The 21,235-nt window shown below is 39.3% G+C and carries 19 protein-coding genes and 1 pseudogene; 3 read left to right on the plus strand and 17 right to left on the minus strand.

All coding sequences use genetic code 11. From position 1 onward, the window contains the following. Positions 1-43: 43 nt before the first annotated feature. The 3 genes from iscB to crtR form a co-directional block, all read right to left on the minus strand. The gene (iscB, locus tag NSP_RS00725) at positions 44-1,321 is read right to left on the minus strand and encodes an RNA-guided endonuclease IscB (RefSeq protein WP_017803710.1); all 1,278 of its coding nucleotides are present in this window, start codon (positions 1,319-1,321) and stop codon (positions 44-46) included. Between the two features lie 181 nt (positions 1,322-1,502). Next, complete coding sequence (locus NSP_RS00730; protein WP_231859515.1) at positions 1,503-1,820, minus strand: papain fold toxin domain-containing protein; 318 nt, start codon at positions 1,818-1,820, stop codon at positions 1,503-1,505. Positions 1,821-1,903: 83 nt separating this feature from the next. Next, complete coding sequence (gene crtR, locus NSP_RS00735) at positions 1,904-2,794, minus strand: beta-carotene hydroxylase (RefSeq protein ID WP_006199227.1); 891 nt, start codon at positions 2,792-2,794, stop codon at positions 1,904-1,906. 429 nt (positions 2,795-3,223) lie between these two features. On the opposite strand from crtR, the gene pyk reads away from it, so the two are divergent. Then, entirely contained in the window at positions 3,224-4,993 is a 1,770-nt protein-coding gene (pyk, locus tag NSP_RS00740; RefSeq protein WP_017803711.1) for a pyruvate kinase, read from the plus strand. A gap of 27 nt (positions 4,994-5,020) precedes the next feature. On the opposite strand, the gene NSP_RS00745 is transcribed toward pyk, so the two are convergent. The 14 genes and pseudogenes from NSP_RS00745 to NSP_RS00810 form a co-directional block, all read right to left on the minus strand. Then, a complete protein-coding gene (locus NSP_RS00745) occupies positions 5,021-5,608 on the minus strand; it encodes a Uma2 family endonuclease (protein WP_006198908.1) in 588 nt (195 codons plus the stop codon). 46 nt (positions 5,609-5,654) lie between these two features. Next, on the minus strand, positions 5,655-6,758 hold the full coding sequence (locus NSP_RS00750; RefSeq protein WP_006198907.1) for a glycosyltransferase family 4 protein: 1,104 nt from the start codon (positions 6,756-6,758) through the stop codon (positions 5,655-5,657). Between the two features lie 362 nt (positions 6,759-7,120). Then, positions 7,121-8,098 (minus strand): GDP-mannose 4,6-dehydratase, encoded by a 978-nt coding sequence (locus NSP_RS00755; protein ID WP_006198906.1) that lies wholly within the window; start codon positions 8,096-8,098, stop codon positions 7,121-7,123. A gap of 125 nt (positions 8,099-8,223) precedes the next feature. After that, entirely contained in the window at positions 8,224-9,078 is an 855-nt protein-coding gene (locus NSP_RS00760) for a glycosyltransferase (protein ID WP_006198905.1), read from the minus strand. Beyond that, the gene (locus NSP_RS00765) at positions 9,075-10,151 is read right to left on the minus strand and encodes a glucose-1-phosphate thymidylyltransferase (protein ID WP_006198904.1); all 1,077 of its coding nucleotides are present in this window, start codon (positions 10,149-10,151) and stop codon (positions 9,075-9,077) included. Before NSP_RS00765 ends, NSP_RS00760 begins: the two co-directional genes overlap by 4 nt. 2 nt (positions 10,152-10,153) lie before the next feature. Then, on the minus strand, positions 10,154-11,038 hold the full coding sequence (rfbD, locus tag NSP_RS00770) for a dTDP-4-dehydrorhamnose reductase (RefSeq protein WP_006198903.1): 885 nt from the start codon (positions 11,036-11,038) through the stop codon (positions 10,154-10,156). Next, a complete protein-coding gene (gene rfbC, locus NSP_RS00775; protein ID WP_173403323.1) occupies positions 11,031-11,576 on the minus strand; it encodes a dTDP-4-dehydrorhamnose 3,5-epimerase in 546 nt (181 codons plus the stop codon). Before rfbC ends, rfbD begins: the two co-directional genes overlap by 8 nt. Positions 11,577-11,675: 99 nt before the next feature. Then, on the minus strand, positions 11,676-12,593 hold the full coding sequence (locus NSP_RS00780; RefSeq protein WP_006198901.1) for a glycosyltransferase family 2 protein: 918 nt from the start codon (positions 12,591-12,593) through the stop codon (positions 11,676-11,678). Between the two features lie 50 nt (positions 12,594-12,643). Next, positions 12,644-14,659 (minus strand): glycosyltransferase, encoded by a 2,016-nt coding sequence (locus NSP_RS00785; RefSeq protein WP_006198900.1) that lies wholly within the window; start codon positions 14,657-14,659, stop codon positions 12,644-12,646. Between the two features lie 91 nt (positions 14,660-14,750). After that, complete coding sequence (locus tag NSP_RS00790) at positions 14,751-15,815, minus strand: class I SAM-dependent methyltransferase (protein ID WP_017803712.1); 1,065 nt, start codon at positions 15,813-15,815, stop codon at positions 14,751-14,753. A 14-nt stretch (positions 15,816-15,829) separates the two neighbouring features. Then, positions 15,830-17,179, minus strand: coding sequence for an ABC transporter ATP-binding protein (locus tag NSP_RS00795; protein ID WP_173403244.1), 1,350 nt, complete (start codon positions 17,177-17,179; stop codon positions 15,830-15,832). 62 nt (positions 17,180-17,241) lie between these two features. Further along, positions 17,242-18,087: an ABC transporter permease gene (locus NSP_RS00800; protein ID WP_006199253.1), complete on the minus strand. Its 846-nt coding sequence runs from the start codon at positions 18,085-18,087 to the stop codon at positions 17,242-17,244. A gap of 224 nt (positions 18,088-18,311) precedes the next feature. After that, on the minus strand, positions 18,312-18,965 hold the full coding sequence (locus NSP_RS00805; RefSeq protein WP_017803713.1) for a Uma2 family endonuclease: 654 nt from the start codon (positions 18,963-18,965) through the stop codon (positions 18,312-18,314). A 14-nt stretch (positions 18,966-18,979) separates the two neighbouring features. Then, positions 18,980-19,733 (minus strand): annotated as a pseudogene (locus NSP_RS00810) (Uma2 family endonuclease). A gap of 94 nt (positions 19,734-19,827) precedes the next feature. On the opposite strand from NSP_RS00810, the gene petP reads away from it, so the two are divergent. After that, positions 19,828-20,019: a cytochrome b6f subunit PetP gene (gene petP / locus NSP_RS00815; protein ID WP_006195469.1), complete on the plus strand. Its 192-nt coding sequence runs from the start codon at positions 19,828-19,830 to the stop codon at positions 20,017-20,019. Between the two features lie 88 nt (positions 20,020-20,107). Continuing rightward, a complete protein-coding gene (locus tag NSP_RS00820) occupies positions 20,108-21,208 on the plus strand; it encodes a Get3/ArsA fold putative tail anchor-mediating ATPase NosAFP (RefSeq protein ID WP_006195467.1) in 1,101 nt (366 codons plus the stop codon). Positions 21,209-21,235: the final 27 nt, after the last annotated feature.

Here is a 21,235-nt window from a genome sequence, read left to right on the forward strand (position 1 = left end):
CCAGTCTTTGCATTTAATCTCATAAAATTGTAGTTGTCCGTAGTCAAACGTAGCTATACCCGTCACTACAATGAACCTTAGTAATATTTTTCATTGTTGAAAATTCAACTCTAAAACCATTGATAACAATCTCACATCCGTTTTTTGTGGGAGTTTTAACACGACTTACATACTTTCCAGAAGTTATGTTTTTACGATCTTTGTGCAAAGTAGCCTTAACAAAATCTCCTGTAGAAACATGAGTGAATATTTTTTTAGGCTCAGTGCAAGGAAAACCAAATTTATTGATCCTACAGAATCTTCTGCAACTATGCCCCGTGCTTTTTACTGTTAAAATTTTTGTTGTCAGTATTTTGAGAGTTTCAACTTTTCCTACACAAGCAGCATCAATCCAATGAGTTTTAGGCAATCCTAAACGAGTTCTATTAAACTTAGTTAAACCTCCTGAACCTGTTGTTATAGGTAATCCAGTTTCTTTTAACTTATTAAATAAAGCCCATCTCGTTGAATTTACAGCAGACGCATCTTTTAGTGGACGCTTGGCTTGGGATAAAATTTGCTTCAACAACTCAGGCTTTTTTGCTAAAAACTTCTCAATATCTTGAGTACCTTTTTTGATATTGCATTTCTCACAAGCTAGACACAAATTAGAAATTCTATTAGTTCCTCCTTTGGCTTTTGGTTTAATATGCTCAACTTGTAAAGGGACATTTTCCGCAGTACAGTATGCACATTTTCTATTCCATTTATTCAAAAGATATTCACGGACTTCATACCCTTGTAACTCTCCCTGTTGATACTCAAAGCCTGATATCTCCGGGTTTTCTAGCTGCTGTAGGTCAAACCTAGCAAGCTCTTCAACTATGTCAGTTATTGGGGCAAAATTACATAATCTTTTAACCCAAGTGTTAATAGTTAAAACTCTATGGCTTAAAGAAGGTGCTAACCAACCTTGAGGTTTAGTGCGGTTAAGAAATCTAGCTTGACGATAACGAGTATGTCTAGAACGTCTTCCTCGCCTTACTCCTTTTCGAGTTTCTAGGCTTTCTTTAATAGCTAAACCTCTGTGTTGTAATTCCATACCCCAGATGACTTTATTATTTTGAACTAACGCAAAACCTGTAGTTTTACTCCCTGGATCTATTTTTAATTCAATCGGTTGAGTTGGAACTTCAGATTTAGGTTCTTTCAAAATTATGGTAAATGGAAATCTTCTAAATACAGCAGCTTTTTGTTGATTTAATAAAAAACGTGCATCTCCTGGATGAATTGGAGTAAGTGGTTTTTTGTTGGTATCAAGAACTAGAACAAAATTAGACATTTAAATTTCACCTTTTCAGGGTAATGTTTGCTTCAACCTTGTTATCTGAGCTTGTTATGCTAAATACACTATCCTTGCGGATTGTTTAATAAGTAGCAACATGGCAGGGGACTAGCGAATCCCAAGGTGTTATGACCTAGATAACGTTTACTCATGTTTTGAGTGGTTTGGTTCACATAAACTACAGATTACTCCGTTTATTTATGCTCTCTACTCTGGAAATTCCTTCGGGGTGGATGTTGTCAAAGATGAGTTCCTGTCCATCAATTTCTACAGCGATCGCTTCATGTCTTCCGTTGATAGAGATGTTTTGTTGGAGGCGTTCATGATAAATATTGCAGAAGGGATCTTCTGTAGTCCCTGTAGATAGGCTAATCTGTTTACCGGAAACTTTTTGATTTATGAGGAATTGCCGCAGGGCGATCGCACAGGAAACACATTCAAAAATTTGAATTTCCGCGATCGCACTCAGTTGACTGTGAACCTTCCCATTGGTCATTTTTTTGTTAGGTAGCTTTCCTGTATCTGCCATGATTAGACGATACGATACATAGAATAAGCTACGCTAACGCCACTGTGGAACTATTCGTGATGACGATTAAATCTGATTCCTACAAAGATGTCATACACAAATTCAAAAAAGTCTTTTTTCTGCAATAACCCCGATGTCTGAGGACTACCTTTTTCATCCAATAACGGCTTCATCGCATAATAAGCAGGCTGGTAATTATACCAAGGAATCGAAGGCCATAAATGATGTATGAGGTGGTAATTCTGTCCCAAAATCAGGATATTCAGTAGTTTACCAGGATAGACGCGGGCATTTTTCCAGCGATCGCGCTCCGCAAACGGACGATGTGGTAAATAATCAAAAAATAATCCTAGTGCTATCCCCACCAAAAACGCCGGTATAAACCAAAAATTGAGAATATAGCCTAAAAAGTGATACTGAATCGAAATATAAAAAATTGTCACGACAATTAAGCGGCTGACGAACCATTCTAATAATTCATACTTGCGCCACAGTCGCCGTTGAAAGAAAAACACCTCATGATACAAAAAACGCACCGCAATCAACCACAACGGTCCCCCTGTAGAGACGTAATGATCTGGGTCGTTTTTGGGGTCATTCACATGGGCGTGATGCTGTAAATGTACCCGTGTAAATACTGGAAAAGCGAAAGCTAATATCAAAGCGCTACCATGCCCTAACATGGCATTAATCACACGGTTGCGATGGGCAGATTGGTGACAAGCATCGTGAATCACAGTGCCAGCACAATGTAAAGCAATGGTATTAATGGTAAAACACAACCAGTCTGGCCATTGCCATAGCCAGTAACCGAAGTTAGATAAGACCAACATTGTTACCGTCGATAAAAACAGCAACAGTGTCGGATTAAAATCACCAGGAGGCGCTAAAAATTCCCTGGGGGGGATTTTCAGTGACTTCTGTGCCTCCAATGTGAGCATTTGTAACTCCTTTCTTGAGCAAACATTACAAATATACGACAAAGATGAGCAGATAATAAACTTTTGTAAGCTTTTATTTAGGAATATTTAACTTTATCTTTGCTGAAGAGGAGATGAATAGCGCTATGATTCCAGACGAGAGATAAGTTTTTGCTGATCAGTAGGATGTGCTAGGCAACCACCAAAGAGTTGATAAAAAAAATCTCTCTGAAGCCGGATGTCACCAAGTTTGGTGTACGATATCTACTCTATCTCACAACACTTGGGAAATAAGCAGGGGAAAATAAATAATTGCTGCTCAAAGTGACTCTCACACCCCCATTCATCCTCTGCCTCTGTTGGTTATGGATATAGCAGTGACTGAAAACGAAACGCCCCTTAACTTACTATGAATCTCTAGATAGAGATAGCCCCCTAGAATCAGCCCCTATGCAATTAAGAGACTCTCTACGCCGGACAAAAATTGTTGCTACAATTGGGCCTGCCACTAGCAGCCCAGAAATGCTGAAGGCGATTATTGAAGCGGGTGCAACGACACTGCGGCTCAACTTCTCCCACGGTACTCATGCCGACCATCAGCGTAGTATTCGCTTAATTCGGCAAACTGCCTTTGAATTAAATCAGCCCGTGGCCATTCTCCAAGACTTGCAAGGGCCAAAAATTCGCTTAGGTAAGTTTGAACATGGGTCGATAATTTTAGCAAAAGGCGATCGCTTCACCTTGACAAATCGCCCAGTTATCGGTTCACAAGAAATTAGCTGTGTTACCTACGATCATTTGGCAGAAGAAGTGCCTGTAGGTGCAAAAATTCTCCTTGATGATGGACGAGTAGAAATGCTCGTAGAAAATATTAACCGTGACAAAGGTGATTTACATTGTTCTGTCACAGTCCCTGGTAAGTTGTCGAACAACAAAGGTGTCAACTTTCCCGGTGTTTACCTATCCATCAAGGCCATGACCGACAAAGACCGCGATGACCTGATGTTTGGTCTAGATCAAGGTGTAGACTGGGTAGCACTTTCCTTTGTCCGCAACCCCCAGGACATGATCGAAATTAAAGAGCTAATTTCTAGCACAGGTAAGCAGGTTCCAGTCATTGCCAAAATTGAAAAACATGAAGCCATTGAACAAATGGAAGAAGTTCTGGCTTTATGTGATGGCGTAATGGTTGCTAGAGGGGACTTAGGTGTAGAACTCCCGGCTGAGGATGTCCCTGTATTGCAAAAGCGGCTGATTGCGACAGCCAATCGCTTAGGGATTCCCATCATCACCGCTACCCAAATGTTAGATAGCATGGTGAGCAACCCCCGCCCCACTCGTGCGGAAGTTTCAGACGTAGCTAATGCCATTTTAGATGGCACAGATGCCGTGATGCTATCGAATGAAACTGCTGTGGGCGACTTTCCCGTGGAAGCCGTCGCCACAATGGCCAGAATTGCCGAACGCATGGAACAGGAAGAAGTACTGCATTCAGTCGTCCCTCCACAGCGCAATAATCGGCGTTCTATTCCCAATGCTATTAGTCAAGCCGTGGGACAAATTGCTGAACAGTTAGGAGCTGCGGCAATTATGACCCTGACGCAAACAGGAGCTACAGCTCGCAATGTCTCCAAATTTCGTCCCCATACGCCTATTTTAGCTGTGACACCCCATGTAAATGTGGCACGACAGTTACAAATGGTTTGGGGAGTTAAACCCTTATTAGTGCTGGGGCTACCTTCCACAGGGCAGACATTTCAAGCAGCTATCAATGTGGCGCAAGAGCATAATTACCTATCTGAGGGTGATTTGGTGGTGATGACTGCTGGTACACTCCAAGGTGTTTCAGGCTCAACGGATTTGGTCAAGGTGGAAGTTGTCACAGCTGTTCTAGGTCAGGGTATTGGTTTGGGACAAGGTTCTGTCAGTGGTCGTGCGAGAGTGGCTCACACTGCTATGCAGGTGAGTAATTTTAATCCTGGAGATATCTTGGTTGCACCCCGCACCGATGCCGATTTTGTCGAGGCGATTCGGAAAGCTGCTGGTATTATTACTGAAGATGAGAGTCTAACAAGTCACGCGGCAGTCATTGCTTTACGTCTCGGTGTCCCTGTGATTGTGGGTGTGAAGACAGCAACGTCAGTAATTCATGATGGCGCAATTGTAACTTTGGATCTGCAACGGGGTTTGGTTTACTCTGGAGCAGTGGGAACTCCTTAATTTGTAATTCGTAATTGCTGGAACCATCTACTCTGGTTGATTTTCAAATTTCACTCTCTCGTAAATCTGGCGATGGGGAATTTGGCAATTTGCGGAAGCTAAAGTTAAAACTCCGTCTTCATTGTCAGATTCTCTTAATAGCCAGTTAGCTTCTGGAGTTTTACTAAACTGCTCAATATGAATTTGATATTGGTCAATTAATATATATTCTTGAAGTTCCGGGATGGAACGGTAATAGGTAAATTTATCGCCTCTATCTCTACTACTGGTAGATTTAGAAAGTACCTCAAAAATGATGCTCGGATTTAGCACTGTATCTGTGCGTCCCTCTTGGAATATAGCTTCATCTTTGATGATTAGAATATCAGGATATGTGTATTCTCGGTAATGAGGAATCCATAAACGCAAATCGCTAGTATAAACGTGGTAATCTCGTTCTCTCAGAGCAAGACCTAGAGCAATTACTAAGTTGACAATAATTTGATTATGATTAATCGAGCCTCCAGTCATTGGTAAAATTTCTCCATTACGGTATTCGCTGCGATACTCAGCCGTCTCTTCATGTGCTAGGTATTCTTCTATAGAATATTGCCGGGGGGGAGTTTGCACAACCATAGGATTTCTTGGTAAGGTTTTGAGCCAGATTACTTTAGCCTAACATTCATAAATAGCGTGATAAAACTTCGGCGGTAGCCAGTCCGGTTTTTTCCCAACTGAATTGATTGGCTCTTTTTATACTTAGGGTGGAGAGGTGCGATCGCACTGCCATATCTTCAGCTATCATCTGCATAGCGTCGGTAATTTCTGCTATAATATAAGGATTGATTAAAATCGCAGCATCGGCTGCAACTTCTGGGAGAGAAGAAAGGTTAGAAGTAATTACCGGAGTCCCACAAGCCATTGCTTCGACAACCGGCAAACCAAAGCCTTCCCACAGACTGGGAAACACTAAAGCGATCGCACCATGAATAATCTTTCGTAATTCGTTATACGATACATAATTGAGAAACTTTACTAACTGAGTTATTCCCAGTTCTGCAACCTGCGCTTGTAAAACTGGAGTGTAACGCTTATCGATGGGACCAGCTAACCATAATTCATATTCATCCCTATTTCGTAGCGCCGCAAAAGCAGCTATGAGTCGATGTAAATTTTTATAGGGATCGTGTCGTCCCAGGTAGAGAAAATAACGCTGATTTTCTCGCCGTTTTTCTCTCATCGGGCGAAAATGTTGGCAATTATAAGCCAAAGGAATCGGCGTAATTTTGCTGGCGGAAACGTGGTAAAAATCGATTATATCCTGGGCTGTCGCTTGGGAATTGCAGATTATGTGTTGCGCTTGTTTGAGGACTTGGGGAATGTAGTAACGATGGTAAGGTGTTAACGGCGAGAAGCGTTTGGGAAAGCGCAAAGGTATTAAGTCATGAGACATGACCACAAAACGACAGTTACTATTAAGAGGCGCTTCGGGTAACGGGGAAAATAACAGTTTTGATTTAAGATTTTTATAGATTTGCGGTAGTTGAAATTGTGTCCACAATAAGCGGCGCAAATGCCCTTTTGTCCCTTGAGCGGGAGTCAGATTATCACGAACCGGATAGCATTTAAATTCCGAGGATTTTTGTGATGTTAATAAAGTAGGTTCAAGAGATTTTAAATAAGGAAAAATATTTTGAGCATAGTTACTAATACCTGTGGGTTGAGGTAAAAGAATGGATAAGTTAATAATTAATTGATGAGAACCAGAATTATCGGATATATTCATTAAATAAGTTGTAATATTGGTTTTATATTTCTTGACCAGTCAAATAATTTTGCTCTTTCACTACCTTGATTAATTGAATTTTAGATTCAAGTTTTTAAGCTAACAGGACTTACGCAACAATTGCCAAAATCTTGATTTATCTAACCGCCTTCGCGCAGCGTATGCCCCCAGGGCTTTAGTCGCCCGCGCGCAGCGATGCCCGCAAGGGCTGTAGAACGCCAAGAAAACGTAAATTATGCGTAAGTCCTAGCTAAGTAGGGCTTGCTGAATAAACCAAACTATGTTACGACTCCTAAACAGGATCGAAACCCTTACTAATGACAAATGACCAATGACAAATGACAAATGACAAATCACCTTATTTACGCCGACCTACTGTCAGCGCACAATTTTTTGAGGTCATAATCAACCATTAACTCAACCATTGGCTCAAAACTATGTTGAGGTTGCCAACCTAACTCAGTTTTAATTTTATCAATGGAACCAACTAACTGCACTGGTTCATCAGGACGGTAAAATGTAGGGTCAACTACAACATAATCTTGCCAATTTAGACCAACATAATTGAAAGCACATTCAACGAGTTCTTTGACCGAATGAGTTTCACCACTGGCAATAATATAATCTTCGGGTTGCTCTTGTTGTAACATCAGCCACATAGCATAAACAGCATCTTTGGCATAACACCAATCACGACGAGCCTCTAAATTACCTAATTTTAATTCATTTGCCAAACCGAGTTTAATTTGGGCTGCGGCGTGGGTGATTTTACGAAATACAAACTCCGTCCCACGTCGGGGCGATTCATGAGTGTAGGTAATACCACAGCAGCAGTAGAGGTCATATTTTTGGCGATAGTTAACAGTCATCCAGTGGGCGTAAGCTTTAGCAACACCGTAGGGGTTACGGGGACGAAAAGCGGTGCGTTCACTTTGGGGTGATTCGTCGGGTTGACCAAAAACTTCACTACTGGAAGCTTGATAGAATCTTGCATCGGATTTACAGCGACGAATTGATTCTAAGAGACGGGAAACACCGAGGGCTGTGTATTCTGCGGTGAGGGAGGGTTGAGTCCAAGACAGGGGGACGTAGCTTTGAGAGGCGAGGTTATAGATTTCATCTGGTTGTGAGTCTGTAATTACGTCCATTAAGGAACATTGATCGAGGAGATCACCGGATACTATTTTAACTTCGCCGGAAAGGTGGCTAATACGTTCTAAATTGCTGGTGCTGGAACGGCGCACTAGTCCGAATACTTCGTAACCTTTGGTGAGGAGGATTTCGGCGAGATAGGAACCGTCTTGTCCAGTTAGTCCAGTAATTAGGGCTTTTTTAGTCACAGTGATAATTTTGCTATTAAACAACTAATTTAAATGAATTGTAGATGCGATCGCCTCCTAACTGCCAATATAAAATCAGGTGGGGAGTTTTTCCTGCTTTGACTTTTGACGAAAGCGGAGCGCTACTAGTTTCTGGGAGTTAGACATCTCCGCAAATACATTAACACCCCCTGAATTTTTCCTAGTGATACTTGAGGTTTGATAGCAATCAAAATAATAGCGTACAGAATCAGCCTAGTTAATCTGATTATTTGTATTGCCAAATTTGTATATTTTTCTAATGTAATTAAATAGCTGTATGTACTATATTTAATTTTGAGAAAAACATTTCTATTGGTAATTGACGATGGTTGATGAATTACACTAACCTGATTCGTTACAGCAATTAAATATCCTTGATTAGCATAGCGTTGACAAAAATCAAAATCTTCATAATATAGAAAGTAAACCGGGTCAAACAAAGGAACTTCCGAAAAATTCCGTAAATTAATCATTAAACTACAGCCTGAAACCCAGTCACAAATCACATAGGGTTTATCTGTGTATGTTAACAAGTCTTCCTGAATAATTGCACCTATTTTAGGAAGAAAGCGACCACCTGCAAACCAAACTTCACCTTCAGGTGTATAAATAATAGTACCAACAATTGATAAATCTGAATGAGAATCAAAAAAAATATTAACTTCTGCTAAAGAATTTTTTGGCAAATAAGCATCAGGATTAATTATCCAAATAATTGCTTGTTGATCTTCATTGAAAATATATTCAATTCCTAAGTTGCAAGCATTACCAAAGCCTATATTACCTTCAGCATGAATAATCTGCACAGATTGACCTTGAATCTGATTAATATCAGTATCTTCAGGAGAATTATTGATGATTAAAACTTTGTAAGGAATATTTTGGTCTGTGGGGAATGAATTGATTAATTTAGTTAACAGATTCGTAGAATAATAGTTAACTGTTAAAAAGTAAATCATGTCAGTTCAATTTGACAATCATCACCAATCAAAAACCGTAAGGCTTTAGGACGACGAGGAGCAACAGTCAATTGTGCGCGTTGTCCAATCACACTATCAATTATACGCTGATTAATTCCCACAATTTTCGCACCTTCTAAAACTACGCTGTGTTCTAAATCGGTATCAATAAGCTTTGTATGATTCGCAATGCTAGTGTAAGGACCAATGAAGCAGTTTTCTAAATAACAATCATTGCCAATCACAACTGGACCGCGAATTGTGCAATTGATAATTTGAGAATTCGTACCAATTTGGACGCGCCCAATAATTTGACTATTGGCATCAACTTCGCCTAAATTGGATGTTTGTAAATAAGTATCAAGAATCAAACGGTTAGCTTCTAGTAAATCATCTTTTTTACCCGTGTCTAGCCACCAACCATCCAGTTTACAAGCTACAACTTGTTTTTTTTGGTTGATTAAACATTGAATCGCATCGGTAATTTCTAACTCGCCTCTTTTTGAGGGTTGGATACGAGAAATGGCATCATGGATAATCGGGGAAAAGAAATAAACCCCTACCAAGGCTAAATTTGATGGGGGAACTTTGGGTTTTTCAATTAATTCTAATACTCGCCCTGTTTCGTCTACTTTAGCTACACCAAAGGCGCTAGGATTAACAACTTCACGCAAGAGAATTAACGCTTCTGGTTGTTGTTGGATAAATTCTTGAAGAAAGTAACTTAAGTCACCTTGCTGAATCAGGTTATCACCCAAATACATGATAAAGGGTGAGTCTGCTAAAAAAGGACGCGCAACTGAAACTGCATGAGCTAAACCGGCTGGCTGGTCTTGTACAATATAGGTGATGTTAGCCCCAAAAAGTTTGCCATCTCCGGTTTTATTTTGGACTTCTGGTCCGGTTTCTGGGCTAATAATAATCCCAATATCGGTAATACCCGCAGCAACCATCTCTTCAATCCCGTACCACAAAATTGGTTTATTGGCAACTGGGACGAGTTGTTTTGCGCCTGTATAAGTGAGTGGGCGTAGACGTGTACCTTTACCACCAGAGAGAATCAGTGCTTTCATAATTATGATTTGGAGAACCAGTCTTTGAGCATTAGCCTAAGTCTTTGTCGCCAATGGGGGGGATATGTTCCTAGAAGCTGTGATATTTTCCCACAAGCTAGGACGGGATAGGCTGGACGACGGGCTAAGGTGGGATATTCGGCGGTGGTGATGGGGATAACTTGGGGTGGTGTGAGGGGAAAACCCAGGTGTTGGGCTTCTGCAAAAATCGCCACAGCAAAGTCGTACCAGCTAATTACGCCACTATTGGTATAGTGGTAAGTTCCAGCTATTTCTGGTGTTAATTGGGGTATAATGTGGGCGATCGCATCAGCAATATCTTGCGCCCATGTGGGACTACCAATTTGATCTGTAACTACACCAATTTCTGAGCGTTCTTTACCCAGTCGCAGCATGGTTTTGACAAAGTTACCTTTACCAAATGTGCCGTAAACCCAAGCTGTGCGAAGAATAATATGATGGGGATGAGTTTGCTCAATTGCTATTTCTCCGGCTCGTTTGGTTTGTCCGTAAACGCCTAAAGGGTTGGTTCTATCAGTTTCTTGATATGGGCGAGTTTGCTGTCCATCAAATACGTAATCTGTGGAAAAGTGAATTAAGAAACAACCGAGTTTTTGGCTTTCTTCGGCGATAATTTGGGGGGCTTTCGCATTGATGGCGGTAGCTAGTTCGGGTTCTGTTTCGGCTTTGTCTACAGCAGTGTAAGCGGCGGCGTTAATGATGATTTGTGGTTGGATTTCTCTGATGATTTGACGCAGGTTATCGGGTTGAGTCAGGTCAATTTTAGGGCGCGCCAGTGGGATTATTTTGTGTTTGGGTGAAAGGATTTTTTCGAGTTCTTGACCTACTTGACCGTTGCTACCCAGTAGTAAAATTGATTCATTCATATACTTCGGCAGTTTTAAATGGTTGACCTTTGTTATCTTTATCTGATAAGATTGGTGGTTGTTTGATAGGCCAATTTATCGCTAAATCTGGATCATTCCAGAGAATGGTGCGATCGCCTTGAGCCGCATAGTAATCTGTCGTTTTGTAAGTAACTTCAGCAACTTCTGACAGCACTAGAAAACCGTGAGCAAAGCCTGGTGGTATCCACAATTGGCGTTTATTCTCAGCGCTGAGTTCATAACCTACCCATTGTCCAAAGGTGGGGGAACTTTTTCTAATATCTACAGCTACATCAAAGATTTTACCAACCACAGCCCGAACGAGTTTACCTTGGGGTTGGATAATTTGATAGTGTAGTCCCCGGAGGACGTTTTGCTGGGAAGCTGAGTGGTTATCTTGGACAAAGTTGACGGTGATACCTAGTTTATCTGTGAATTTTTGCTGATTGTAGGATTCCAAGAAAAAGCCGCGAGAGTCGGTGAATACTTGCGGTTCGATGAGGTAAACTTCAGAGATTTCAGTGGGTATAAGTTTCACGGGTATTGATTTTACTGCTATCAGCAAGAATAATTTAGCACGGATTATTTCTCCACCTGTGAGCTTCAGCAAAGCGGCTGAAATACTTAACATTTGTAGTTACCAAGTTTTACCCAGTCTGCCAAAAAAACCTTCAATAGTCCCAGTAATACAAGCCCAAGCTTTTAACAAAGTCAAGTCTGGTTCATAATAAAATATATGCCTTAAATGGTTTCTGACAACATTTAATCTACAGATGATAGATTTGGACAACATCAACTTTGTTGATAAACGAGTTTCCAGAAAAGTATGATTTCTACAACTGTAATAGTAGCGAAGTGGTGAGCAAGTGTAAGTAAAAACTTCTGTTTTTGTCTTTGGTGATTTAACTTGGCGATATGTGCCTAAATGATGCTTAAGAATAGCATCTTTGATCACGACTATTTTATATCCCTGGCTTTTAAAATTCATACAGTACAGGTAATCTACAGCATCTAGAAATAAATCTTCTCTTGGTAATTCAACACTTCTGGCTGCATCTATAGAAATTAAACTCCCAGATGTAATCACAGCATCACATTCATAGTAATCTGTAAGAGTTTGTAATTCTGAAGGTAAATCAAATTTGTATCCGCTAAATATTAACCCGTGAATGTTGCTCTGAGATTGTACATCTATTGCTAGAGGCGCAACTATTCCAATCGGAAATTCATTAGTTGACAATGATTGATATTTTAATAAGAGCTTTTCTAGCAAATCTTCATCTGGTTCACTATCTTGATCAAAAGCCCAAAGGAAATTAGCGTCTTTTTCTTTAGCCCAAATAACTGCTTGCTTCAAGCCTCCAGCAACTCCTATATTTTCCGGACAATGTTTAACTAATAATCCATCTTCCGAGAATATGATTTGTTGTGGAGAATTGTCAACTACAAAAATTTCCTGTATGGGATATGACTGATTTTTGAGTAGTTCTAAACATTTTTTTACCGCTTGTAGGTCTTTGTAAGCAGTAATATATGCTATTACTTGATAATCCATAAATTTAAACAATAAATCTCATTTTGATGAATTTATCCCCCACTAAGAAATTAAACTTTAATGCCAATATCTTTAGTTAAACCTAAAAGTTTCTTAAGTTGAAACCACTTGTTTCTTAATTTCCAAAATTTACTGGACTTAATAGCCTCAATAGTCGCATGAGCCTTTTGTAATTCATCTGATTGAACTGCATTTAACCTCGGTCTGATTTTTGCGTATGTTCCTGAACAAACGTCACTGCGCCAAGAACCAAATAGTCTATCTGAGTGAGTATCTAATTGAGCCAATTCTGAAAATTTATGATGAAAATATCTGGACATATTCAGTATATATCTGCCAGTAGTATTTATCATTGAAGATGGATGTAACCTATAGGAACTGAGAATTTCTGGAACTAGCTGACATGAGTATCCATTGTGAGCTAATTTCAGCCAAAGGTCATAATCTTCCCATCCAAACCAACCATATTCAATTAGTTCAGTCGAATATCCTCCTACTTTCAGCAGAATTTCTTTATCAAACATAGCCATAGCATCTATGTATGGATCTTTTACTAAGGAACTAACATCCCACTCTTTAGAGGATACTGTATCGATATCTTGATTAGTTTCATTATCAAATCTTCTGATTTTTCCGTATGTTGCTGCACAATGAGATTGTTTAATTTCCCGATAAAGAACTGGTAAGCAGTTGGGAAATATCCAATTGTCTGCATCTAGGATGAATACATAAGGAGAACGTGCCAGTTTTAATCCTATGTTTCTCACATCAGCTAAACCTGTGTTAAAATATTTCTTGATTAAAGAAATAGGTATGTTAGCTTCTTTTATATATTCTTCTACTATGCTGGCTGAACTATCTGTTGAACAATCATCAATTATTAATACTTCAATATTTCCTGGTAAATCATGTAGGTTAGATTTACACACACTGTCTATACATTCACATATATATTTAGAGTAGTTATACAAAGAAATAATTACAGTTATACAAGGATTTTTACTGGATTCATAGGCAGCATTAGACATTGTTTGCCAGGGATTATTGCCCATTCTCTCACAGATGGTTGCACTTTCTAGCCGAGAAATAACTAATAATCTTTTTTCGTCAATTTCACTGATTGATTCATCTGGTAATTGTTGTATTTCCACTGATGTATTTTGGTTTATTAGTTCCATAACCGCTTCTTTTGTTGTGTTATTTTCGACGGGTTCAATCATTTTAATTTTACTTGGTTTACTGGCTTGAAGTTCAAAGCCAGCACTAAATTTTTCTTGGCTAGATTGAGGTAATCTTAATAAGGAATCCCATAGTAAACCATCTCGTTTATCAGGATCAGCCCAAATTTCGCTCCAATCTTGAAGGGTGGTTTTTGATAAGTCTGTACCGATGCTAGAATGATAATTTTGATTTAATGAGTGGATTAATTCAGAGGATAACCACCCTAATGTCAAAGCAGGATTGAAGTTTTCTGAAACATGGCACTTGTCTATGTTAAATTCGGAGAACCAATTAAGTAAACCATATTTAGTTGCGTTGTAAAAATGTATAGGTTCTTCATGTAAAGGTTGTAAAAATGCTGTCTGAAGAATTAATTTTCCACCGGGTTTTAATACTCGTAAAATTTCTTTTGCTGCTAAATTTGGATTATATAAATGTTCAAATACATTCAAGCAAACTACGGCATCAAAAATTTCATCCTGAAAGGGAAGTTGATGTGCGTCACCCACAACAGTTGTATTTTTCCATATGGAATACTCTATTTCTATACATTTAGGTATTGGTGATTTTGTTGCACCTGCGCCTATATTCAAGCTATAACCATCTAACTTTTCTAGCCAGTTAAGGATTTCAATCGGCAATTGATTACTAATATGGTCTACTGGCATTAGTTTAACAGTATTTGGATGTTCTAAAAAAATTGGAACTTTATTCAGTATTGGGTATTGTGCTGAACAATTTGTACACTCCAAATAGTCTGTTTTAATTCTTAAGTGATAGTGGTGGCATTTGGGGCATTTTAATAAGCTAAGTATATATTGTAGGTTATTTTGGTTAAATAGCATATTTTAAATCCTCTATATTGATAAGTAGTGGAATGATTGAATGCCATTTTTAAATCATGTCTATTTTATAGATAATATCATTTCTGCATGATTAACTCCCACCTATAATTTTTTTTAATTTGAACCAAATTTGTCTAATTTCCCAAAATTTGCTACTTTCCATTGCTGTGATTATGTGCTGCGATCGCTCTAATTCTGTCTGAGTATTTTGGAGTTGCAATTTCAATGTTTCTACTTCTTCTACAGACGGTTGTAAACCAACTTCTATTTCTGCTGGTATATGTGGCGATCGCCTGCGAATTTCCTCTAATTCCGCCTGTGTTTCTTGTAATTGACATTGCGATCGCTCTAGTTCCGCCTGAGTTTGTTGTAGTTGCGATTGTATGAAATCACGTTCCACTAAAACCTTGTGATATCTGGTATTCAGTAAACTATGCTCACCCTCTTGAGATAAAGGAAATGCTCTGACTATAAATTGGAGAGTATCAATATCTTGATCTTGTTGGAGATATTGAATAACATCTTTGCTAAAGTGATTTTCATTAAGTTTTGGGACTAAATCAGAATCAGAAAATAATGGTAATTTTGTCCGCTCTAACTCATCAATTAAATATCCAGATTTTTGCAACAATTCTTCAGTTGTTTCACGAGTAAAAAACCGCAAATGTGTATCATCTAAGATTCCTAACTTCCTATACTCAAATTTGCCTTCAAGTAATGCTAAACGAATTGCTCCGTGAGCGATATTAGGAATAGACGCTACTACAAAGCCATGCTCTTTTAAAATACTTTTTGTTTCTTCTAAAACTTTCCACGGGTTGCGGAGATGTTCCAGAATATCGCCAAATATCGCCACATCAAACTTCTGATTAGCTAAAATTTCTGTAATAGATACAAAATCTAGATCGGCTACTATGACATTTTGACAGTATTTTTCAGCTACTTTTGCTGCATCTGGATTGATTTCAATTCCTGTGACTATACAATCTTTTTGTTGAAGTAAATTTGCGAAGTAACCTGTTGCACAACCAAAGTCAACTACTGTTTTATCTGAGCCAATAAAGTCCAACATTTTTTTGAGACTACTATTCTCATCCAGAACTTCTTCTGTCAGCCCTTCAGGGGATGGATAATCTTTTGACCAATTTTTATGCATAATTTTGAGATAATTTAATTTGGTATAGCTATTATTGGCAACAGATTTCTTTTAAGTTCAACAATCATTGGTTGATCAATTAAAGCATGAATACGCTTTCCTGACTCTGGAGGTAAAACTTGAAAAACTATTGCATTATCAATCCAATCAAAAGTCACGGCTTCATAGTTTTCTGAGCCAGCGACCGTTAGACTATAAGAGTTTGATCTTAAAGGTAATTTGAATTTAAATCTAATTTCTAATTCTTCTTGAGTTTCTAAGTTATCAATTTTGATATTTTCTTCAAATGTATTACTTCCGATCAATTCATTGCCGTTTTTGTCGCATACGAAAAATCCAATAATACAACTCTTAATAGCGACATAAGCTTTTACTTGAATCAATAAAGTCACTTCTTCATTAAATTCAAAGATTGGGCTTTCTCCAGCGTCTTCTCCTAACTGGTTCAACAATCTGATTTTTTGAATGCGAGCTTTACCACTTCCCCTGCGTTTGAGTTTTCCCGAAGATTCCTTAGCTGATAGGATGTCAACATCTAGTGATTCTGATGATTGATTGTTAACAACATTAATTTCATCTGTTGGCTGTTGACATTGATGATCCAACTCTTTCGGCGATAAATTCAATTCTAAATCAGTCACAAGTTTTAAATATTCAATTATGACTGCATTGGGTAAACCTGAAGTGTGTATTTGCCCATCATGAATCATAATTGCGGAATTACACAAATTTTTGATGGCTCCGGAATCGTGAGAAACAAATAAAGTTGTTACGCCAGAATCCATTAAATCTCGCATCCGCCGCATACATCGATGTTGAAATACAACATCACCTACAGCTAGTGCTTCATCAACAATGAGAATTTCTGGATTCACGTTCACCGCTACAGCAAAAGCTAAACGAACAAACATCCCACTTGAGTATGTTTTAACAGGTTGCTCGATAAAGTCGCCGATATCTGCAAATCTGGCAATTTCATCAAACTTGTCTTCAATTTCTCTTTTAGTTAACCCCAATAAACGACCATTAAAAAATACATTTTGTCGTCCGGTAAACTCTGGGTTAAAACCACTTCCTAGTTCTAATAAAGCAGAAACTCTACCCTTTACCTGTGCTTCTCCAGTTGTTGGGGTTAAGGTTCCTGCGATAATTTGCAATAGTGTACTTTTACCAGAACCATTGCGCCCAATAATTCCTACTGTTTGTCCTTTAGGAATTTCTAAATTAATATTTTTCAGCGCCCAAAATTGTTCAGAGATACTTTTACCAGGTAATAAAATCTCTTTTAAGCGATCTACAGGATGAGCATATCGCACAAAGCACTTCGATACAGTTTTGAGAGAAATTGCAATTTCTTCTCCCATGTTTTTAATATCACTCCTCGCACTTTTCAAATAATCAGGAAAATGAAACTTCAATAACATATTCACAGTACATCCGCGAAAGCCGGACGCAAGCGTTTATAAATTGCCAACCCAAGACAAAATATAATCAATGCGATCGCACTCGCAACTCCCCATTCTCCCCCATGCTTTACCTCTCCTACTAAAATTAAATCACGATAAACTTCTGCGATCGCCGTCAACGGATTTAACCAAAATACCCAATTCCGCCATGCTTCGGGAATTGCTGAAGCCGGATAAATAATCGGTGTTAAATACATCCAAATATTTAAAACTACTCCCAGTGTCTGCGGAATATCCCGCAGAAAAACTGTTAATCCCGCCGCTAAGTAACCCAAACCTGCCGTTAACACTAATTGCGTTAACCAGACTAAGGGTAACAGCGCCAACGTACTATGTAAAGTATGAGTATTTACTGCTACAAAAAAAATCAACGCCATTAAACCAAAAGAACTTTCAATGAACGTTGACAAAATTGGCACTAAGGGTAACAAAGCCAGAGGAAATACCACCTTCTTGACTAAATTTGGCTGGCTTACCACCGAACCAGCAGACTGCATTAATCCACCTGAAAAAGCAATCCAGGGAAGCAAACCTGCAAATAACCACAATCCAAAAGTGAAATTATTTTCTGGCAAATTTGTGAGAGTGAGCTTTACCCTTAAAACAATGGAAAACACATAAGTATAAATCAGTAATTGTGAAAGCTGATTTACCAAAGGCCACAAATTTCCCAAAACAGAACCCTTATACCGCGCCTCTAAATCTCGCCGTACTAAAGTTCTCAATAAATCAAACTTAGCCCACAATTGCTGGTTTATTGGCAGTATTCGCCTCAGCTTCCCTACCTTACTTACAGCATTTTGCATTATCCGTACCAATGCCTGTTTCCTCGCTCACTACTCACACTCACACTTAATTATCATCAATTAATCGCAATATTATATGAAGATTTCTTCAATTTTTATACGTGTATAAATAATAGCTATAACAAAGGATTGAAAGAATTAATAAACTATACACACATATACCTTTACTACAAAAAATACCTTCATCCAGATGATTTTGTTTGGATGAAGGTATTTTTTCTGACTTAAGTTAAAGTATCTGGGTCAACTCCTAAAGAACGCAAATGTTCCGCTAGTCGTTCCGCCCGTTGTCGTTGTTGTTCCGCCAATTCCGCTAATTCGGTGGGTATCAGTAATTTCGCCCCGGTATCTAAGCGATAAAATCGCAAAAGTTCCTCTTCTACTTCGAGGCGCAATCCTAAAGGCTGAGATAAATTGTCAGTAATTGGGTGATAAATTTCATCCTGTAAACGATACCCCTGTAATTTTTCGTTAACCCATTCGCCTTTGGGGTCAAATAACCAGTATTCTAAAATACCTAATTGTTCATACAAAAGTTTCTTTTGCTCTTGATCCTGCTTTTGAGTACCTTTACTGGTCATCTCAAATACCACTTGTGGCACTTGACCTTCTTCCCAGACTTTATAGTTATCTCTACCCCCAGGCTGCACATCAAAAATTACCATGACATCTGGTGCAACTCTTAATTTAGGAAAACCCTGAGCATAATACAGAAATTGATTTGCTAGTACCGTCGCCTGTCTACCTGCTAAGTATTGTTTCAGGACTTCCAATGTAGTTAAAATTGCATAAAGATGTATATAGGTTTCTGCCACAGGTTCTCCATCAGCACTGGGATATTCAATGTTTGTATCTACTAAATTGATGGCGGTAGTCATAGTTTTTACCTAATCTAACTAAGCAAACTATCTGGGTCAACTCCTAAAGATCGCAAGTGTTCTGCCAATTGTTGCGATCGCATTTGTTCCGCTTGTAACTGTGATTTCGCCTCTAATACCTGTTTTTGCGCCTCAGATACCTGTTGTTGCGCTGCGATCGCCATCTGCTGTACTGCCATAGCAGCTTCCTCTGGTGTCGGCACTAAAACACCATCAGGTGTAAAGTAGCGTAATTTACTATTTTGGATACCCAAATACAGACCCAGGACTTCACTCCAGCGCCATCCTTGCTCATTTGGTGTAATTTCCTGATATTTATTGCCTACTAATTCAAACCCGACAAATTCTAAACTTTCCGGCGCAAACCAAAAATACTCAGGGGTATGAAATCGATTCTCATACAAACTTTTCTTTAAATTTCGGTCAATATTAGCTGTACTCTCGGAAAGTAATTCAATAATCAAATCAGGATAACGACCATCTTCTTCCCAAACTACCCAAGAAGTGCGGGGGCGTTTTTCCGTGTCCTTCACCAAAAAAAAAGTCCGGCCCACGAAAATCTCGATTGCGTAACTGCTGACGGCTGAAAAAAATTGTCAGATTTGCACCGATAAAGAAATCATTGCGATCGCGCCACAACCATTCTAAACAAGTGACTAACAGCAGTAGCTGCATATAGTGCAAAGAACTTTCCATTTCCGGCTCATCACTTAACAACCGAGTTGCATCGGGCATTTGTTGTTCTAGCTGTTGCGCTGTGACAAACATAATTATTTACCTGATTGCTTGTTGATTTAATTTTAAACAGATGGGACACCGATTCGGCTAAACTGAAACTTGGTTTATTGCATTGTGACTAGGCATGGAAATCGGACAAAAGGTTAAAGTTTTTCGTCTGCGCGATCGCGTATCTGCTGCTATTGCGAAAAAACTCGGACAAATAGGCATCATTCAAGGCTACAAAGTCACCGATGGCTGTGGAATCGGTGTAGTGGTGCTGTTTGACGATAATTCTTCCACTTGGTTTTTTGAAGATGAAATCAAACTTGTGTAATAGATAAAACTCCACGCGGAAGCTAAGAGTATTTGCCTAGTGCTAAGTTGGAGTGGAATAGAATGGCGGTGAATATAGGAATCAAGTAATGTCCCTGATATTGACATTTTTGGGCAAAGGCGGTGTAGCGCGGACTAAAATTGCGATCGCTGCCGCCAAGTTATTGGCAAGCCAAGGCAAGCGTGTACTTCTCGCAGGTTTGGCAGAACCAGTTTTACCCATTTTACTGGATCAGACCCTGACTGCTGACCCCCAGGAAATTGCTCCCAATTTACAAGTTGTGCAGTTTCAATCATCTGTATTGCTAGAACGCAACTGGGAAGAAGTGAAAAAACTGGAGGCGCAATACCTCCGCACGCCCATCTTCAAAGATGTTTATGGTCAAGAACTGGTAGTATTACCAGGGATGGACAGCGCCCTGGCCTTGAATGCGATCCGCGAATATGATGCCAGTGGCAAATATGACGCGATTATCTACGATGGCACAGGTGATTCCTTCACCCTGCGAATGTTAGGGATGCCAGAATCTCTGAGTTGGTATGTGCGGCGATTTCAGCAATTATTTGTCAACTCAGATTTGGGAAAGACTATTGCGGAATCGCCTTTAATTCAGCCGCTAATTAGCAGCTTTTTTAATGTCAACTGGACAGCAGATAATTTTGCTCTCCCCACCAACCAAGTGAATGGTTTTTTAGATAAAGGAAAAGCCGCCCTTGCAGATCCTCATCGCGTTGCGGCCTTCTTAGTGAGTACACCAGACCCCCTAGAAGTCGCTAGTTCTCGTTATTTGTGGGGTAGCGCTCAACAAATCGGTTTAACCGTTGGTGGTGTGATTTTGGTCTCACCTGAGCCAAAGGTCAACCTGTCAGAAGAATTTGCACCTCTGACTGTGAGCGTTGTTCCCGATGCTCCCACAGGTGAATGGCAACCTTTGATAGATGCTCTACCCAACTTTGTTGAACAAGCACGACAGGCTCCCAAACCCATAGAGATTGACATCCACAATCGTCAAGTCCGCTTATTCTTGCCAAGTTTTGACAAAAAGCAAGTCAAACTGACGCAGTACGGGCCAGAAGTCACTGTAGAAGCCGGAGATCAACGGCGTAATCTCTTCTTACCCCCAGCACTCACTGGCAGACAAGTTACTGGAGCCAAATTTCAAAATAATTATTTGATAATTTCTTTTTAAGGACTTTCGGTGGGTTACGGCGGAAAG

This window comes from Nodularia spumigena CCY9414, from assembly GCF_000340565.2.
Lineage (GTDB): Bacteria > Cyanobacteriota > Cyanobacteriia > Cyanobacteriales > Nostocaceae > Nodularia > Nodularia spumigena.

Excerpts from the sequence above, each read along its gene's own strand:
- NSP_RS00795 (WP_173403244.1), bottom strand. The coding sequence starts at position 17,179 with ATGGGAGAAGAAATTGCAATTTCTCTCAAAACTGTATCGAAGTGCTTT.
- NSP_RS00805 (WP_017803713.1), bottom strand. The coding sequence starts at position 18,965 with ATGACTACCGCCATCAATTTAGTAGATACAAACATTGAATATCCCAGT.
- NSP_RS00750 (WP_006198907.1), bottom strand. The coding sequence starts at position 6,758 with ATGAATATATCCGATAATTCTGGTTCTCATCAATTAATTATTAACTTA.
- crtR (WP_006199227.1), bottom strand. The coding sequence starts at position 2,794 with ATGCTCACATTGGAGGCACAGAAGTCACTGAAAATCCCCCCCAGGGAA.
- NSP_RS00790 (WP_017803712.1), bottom strand. The coding sequence starts at position 15,815 with ATGCATAAAAATTGGTCAAAAGATTATCCATCCCCTGAAGGGCTGACA.
- rfbD (WP_006198903.1), bottom strand. The coding sequence starts at position 11,038 with ATGAATGAATCAATTTTACTACTGGGTAGCAACGGTCAAGTAGGTCAA.
- NSP_RS00780 (WP_006198901.1), bottom strand. The coding sequence starts at position 12,593 with ATGGATTATCAAGTAATAGCATATATTACTGCTTACAAAGACCTACAA.
- NSP_RS00765 (WP_006198904.1), bottom strand. The coding sequence starts at position 10,151 with ATGAAAGCACTGATTCTCTCTGGTGGTAAAGGTACACGTCTACGCCCA.
- NSP_RS00760 (WP_006198905.1), bottom strand. The coding sequence starts at position 9,078 with ATGATTTACTTTTTAACAGTTAACTATTATTCTACGAATCTGTTAACT.
- iscB (WP_017803710.1), bottom strand. The coding sequence starts at position 1,321 with ATGTCTAATTTTGTTCTAGTTCTTGATACCAACAAAAAACCACTTACT.
- NSP_RS00800 (WP_006199253.1), bottom strand. The coding sequence starts at position 18,087 with ATGCAAAATGCTGTAAGTAAGGTAGGGAAGCTGAGGCGAATACTGCCA.
- NSP_RS00820 (WP_006195467.1), top strand. The coding sequence starts at position 20,108 with ATGTCCCTGATATTGACATTTTTGGGCAAAGGCGGTGTAGCGCGGACT.
- NSP_RS00745 (WP_006198908.1), bottom strand. The coding sequence starts at position 5,608 with ATGGTTGTGCAAACTCCCCCCCGGCAATATTCTATAGAAGAATACCTA.
- NSP_RS00730 (WP_231859515.1), bottom strand. The coding sequence starts at position 1,820 with ATGACCAATGGGAAGGTTCACAGTCAACTGAGTGCGATCGCGGAAATT.
- pyk (WP_017803711.1), top strand. The coding sequence starts at position 3,224 with ATGCAATTAAGAGACTCTCTACGCCGGACAAAAATTGTTGCTACAATT.
- NSP_RS00785 (WP_006198900.1), bottom strand. The coding sequence starts at position 14,659 with ATGCTATTTAACCAAAATAACCTACAATATATACTTAGCTTATTAAAA.
- petP (WP_006195469.1), top strand. The coding sequence starts at position 19,828 with ATGGAAATCGGACAAAAGGTTAAAGTTTTTCGTCTGCGCGATCGCGTA.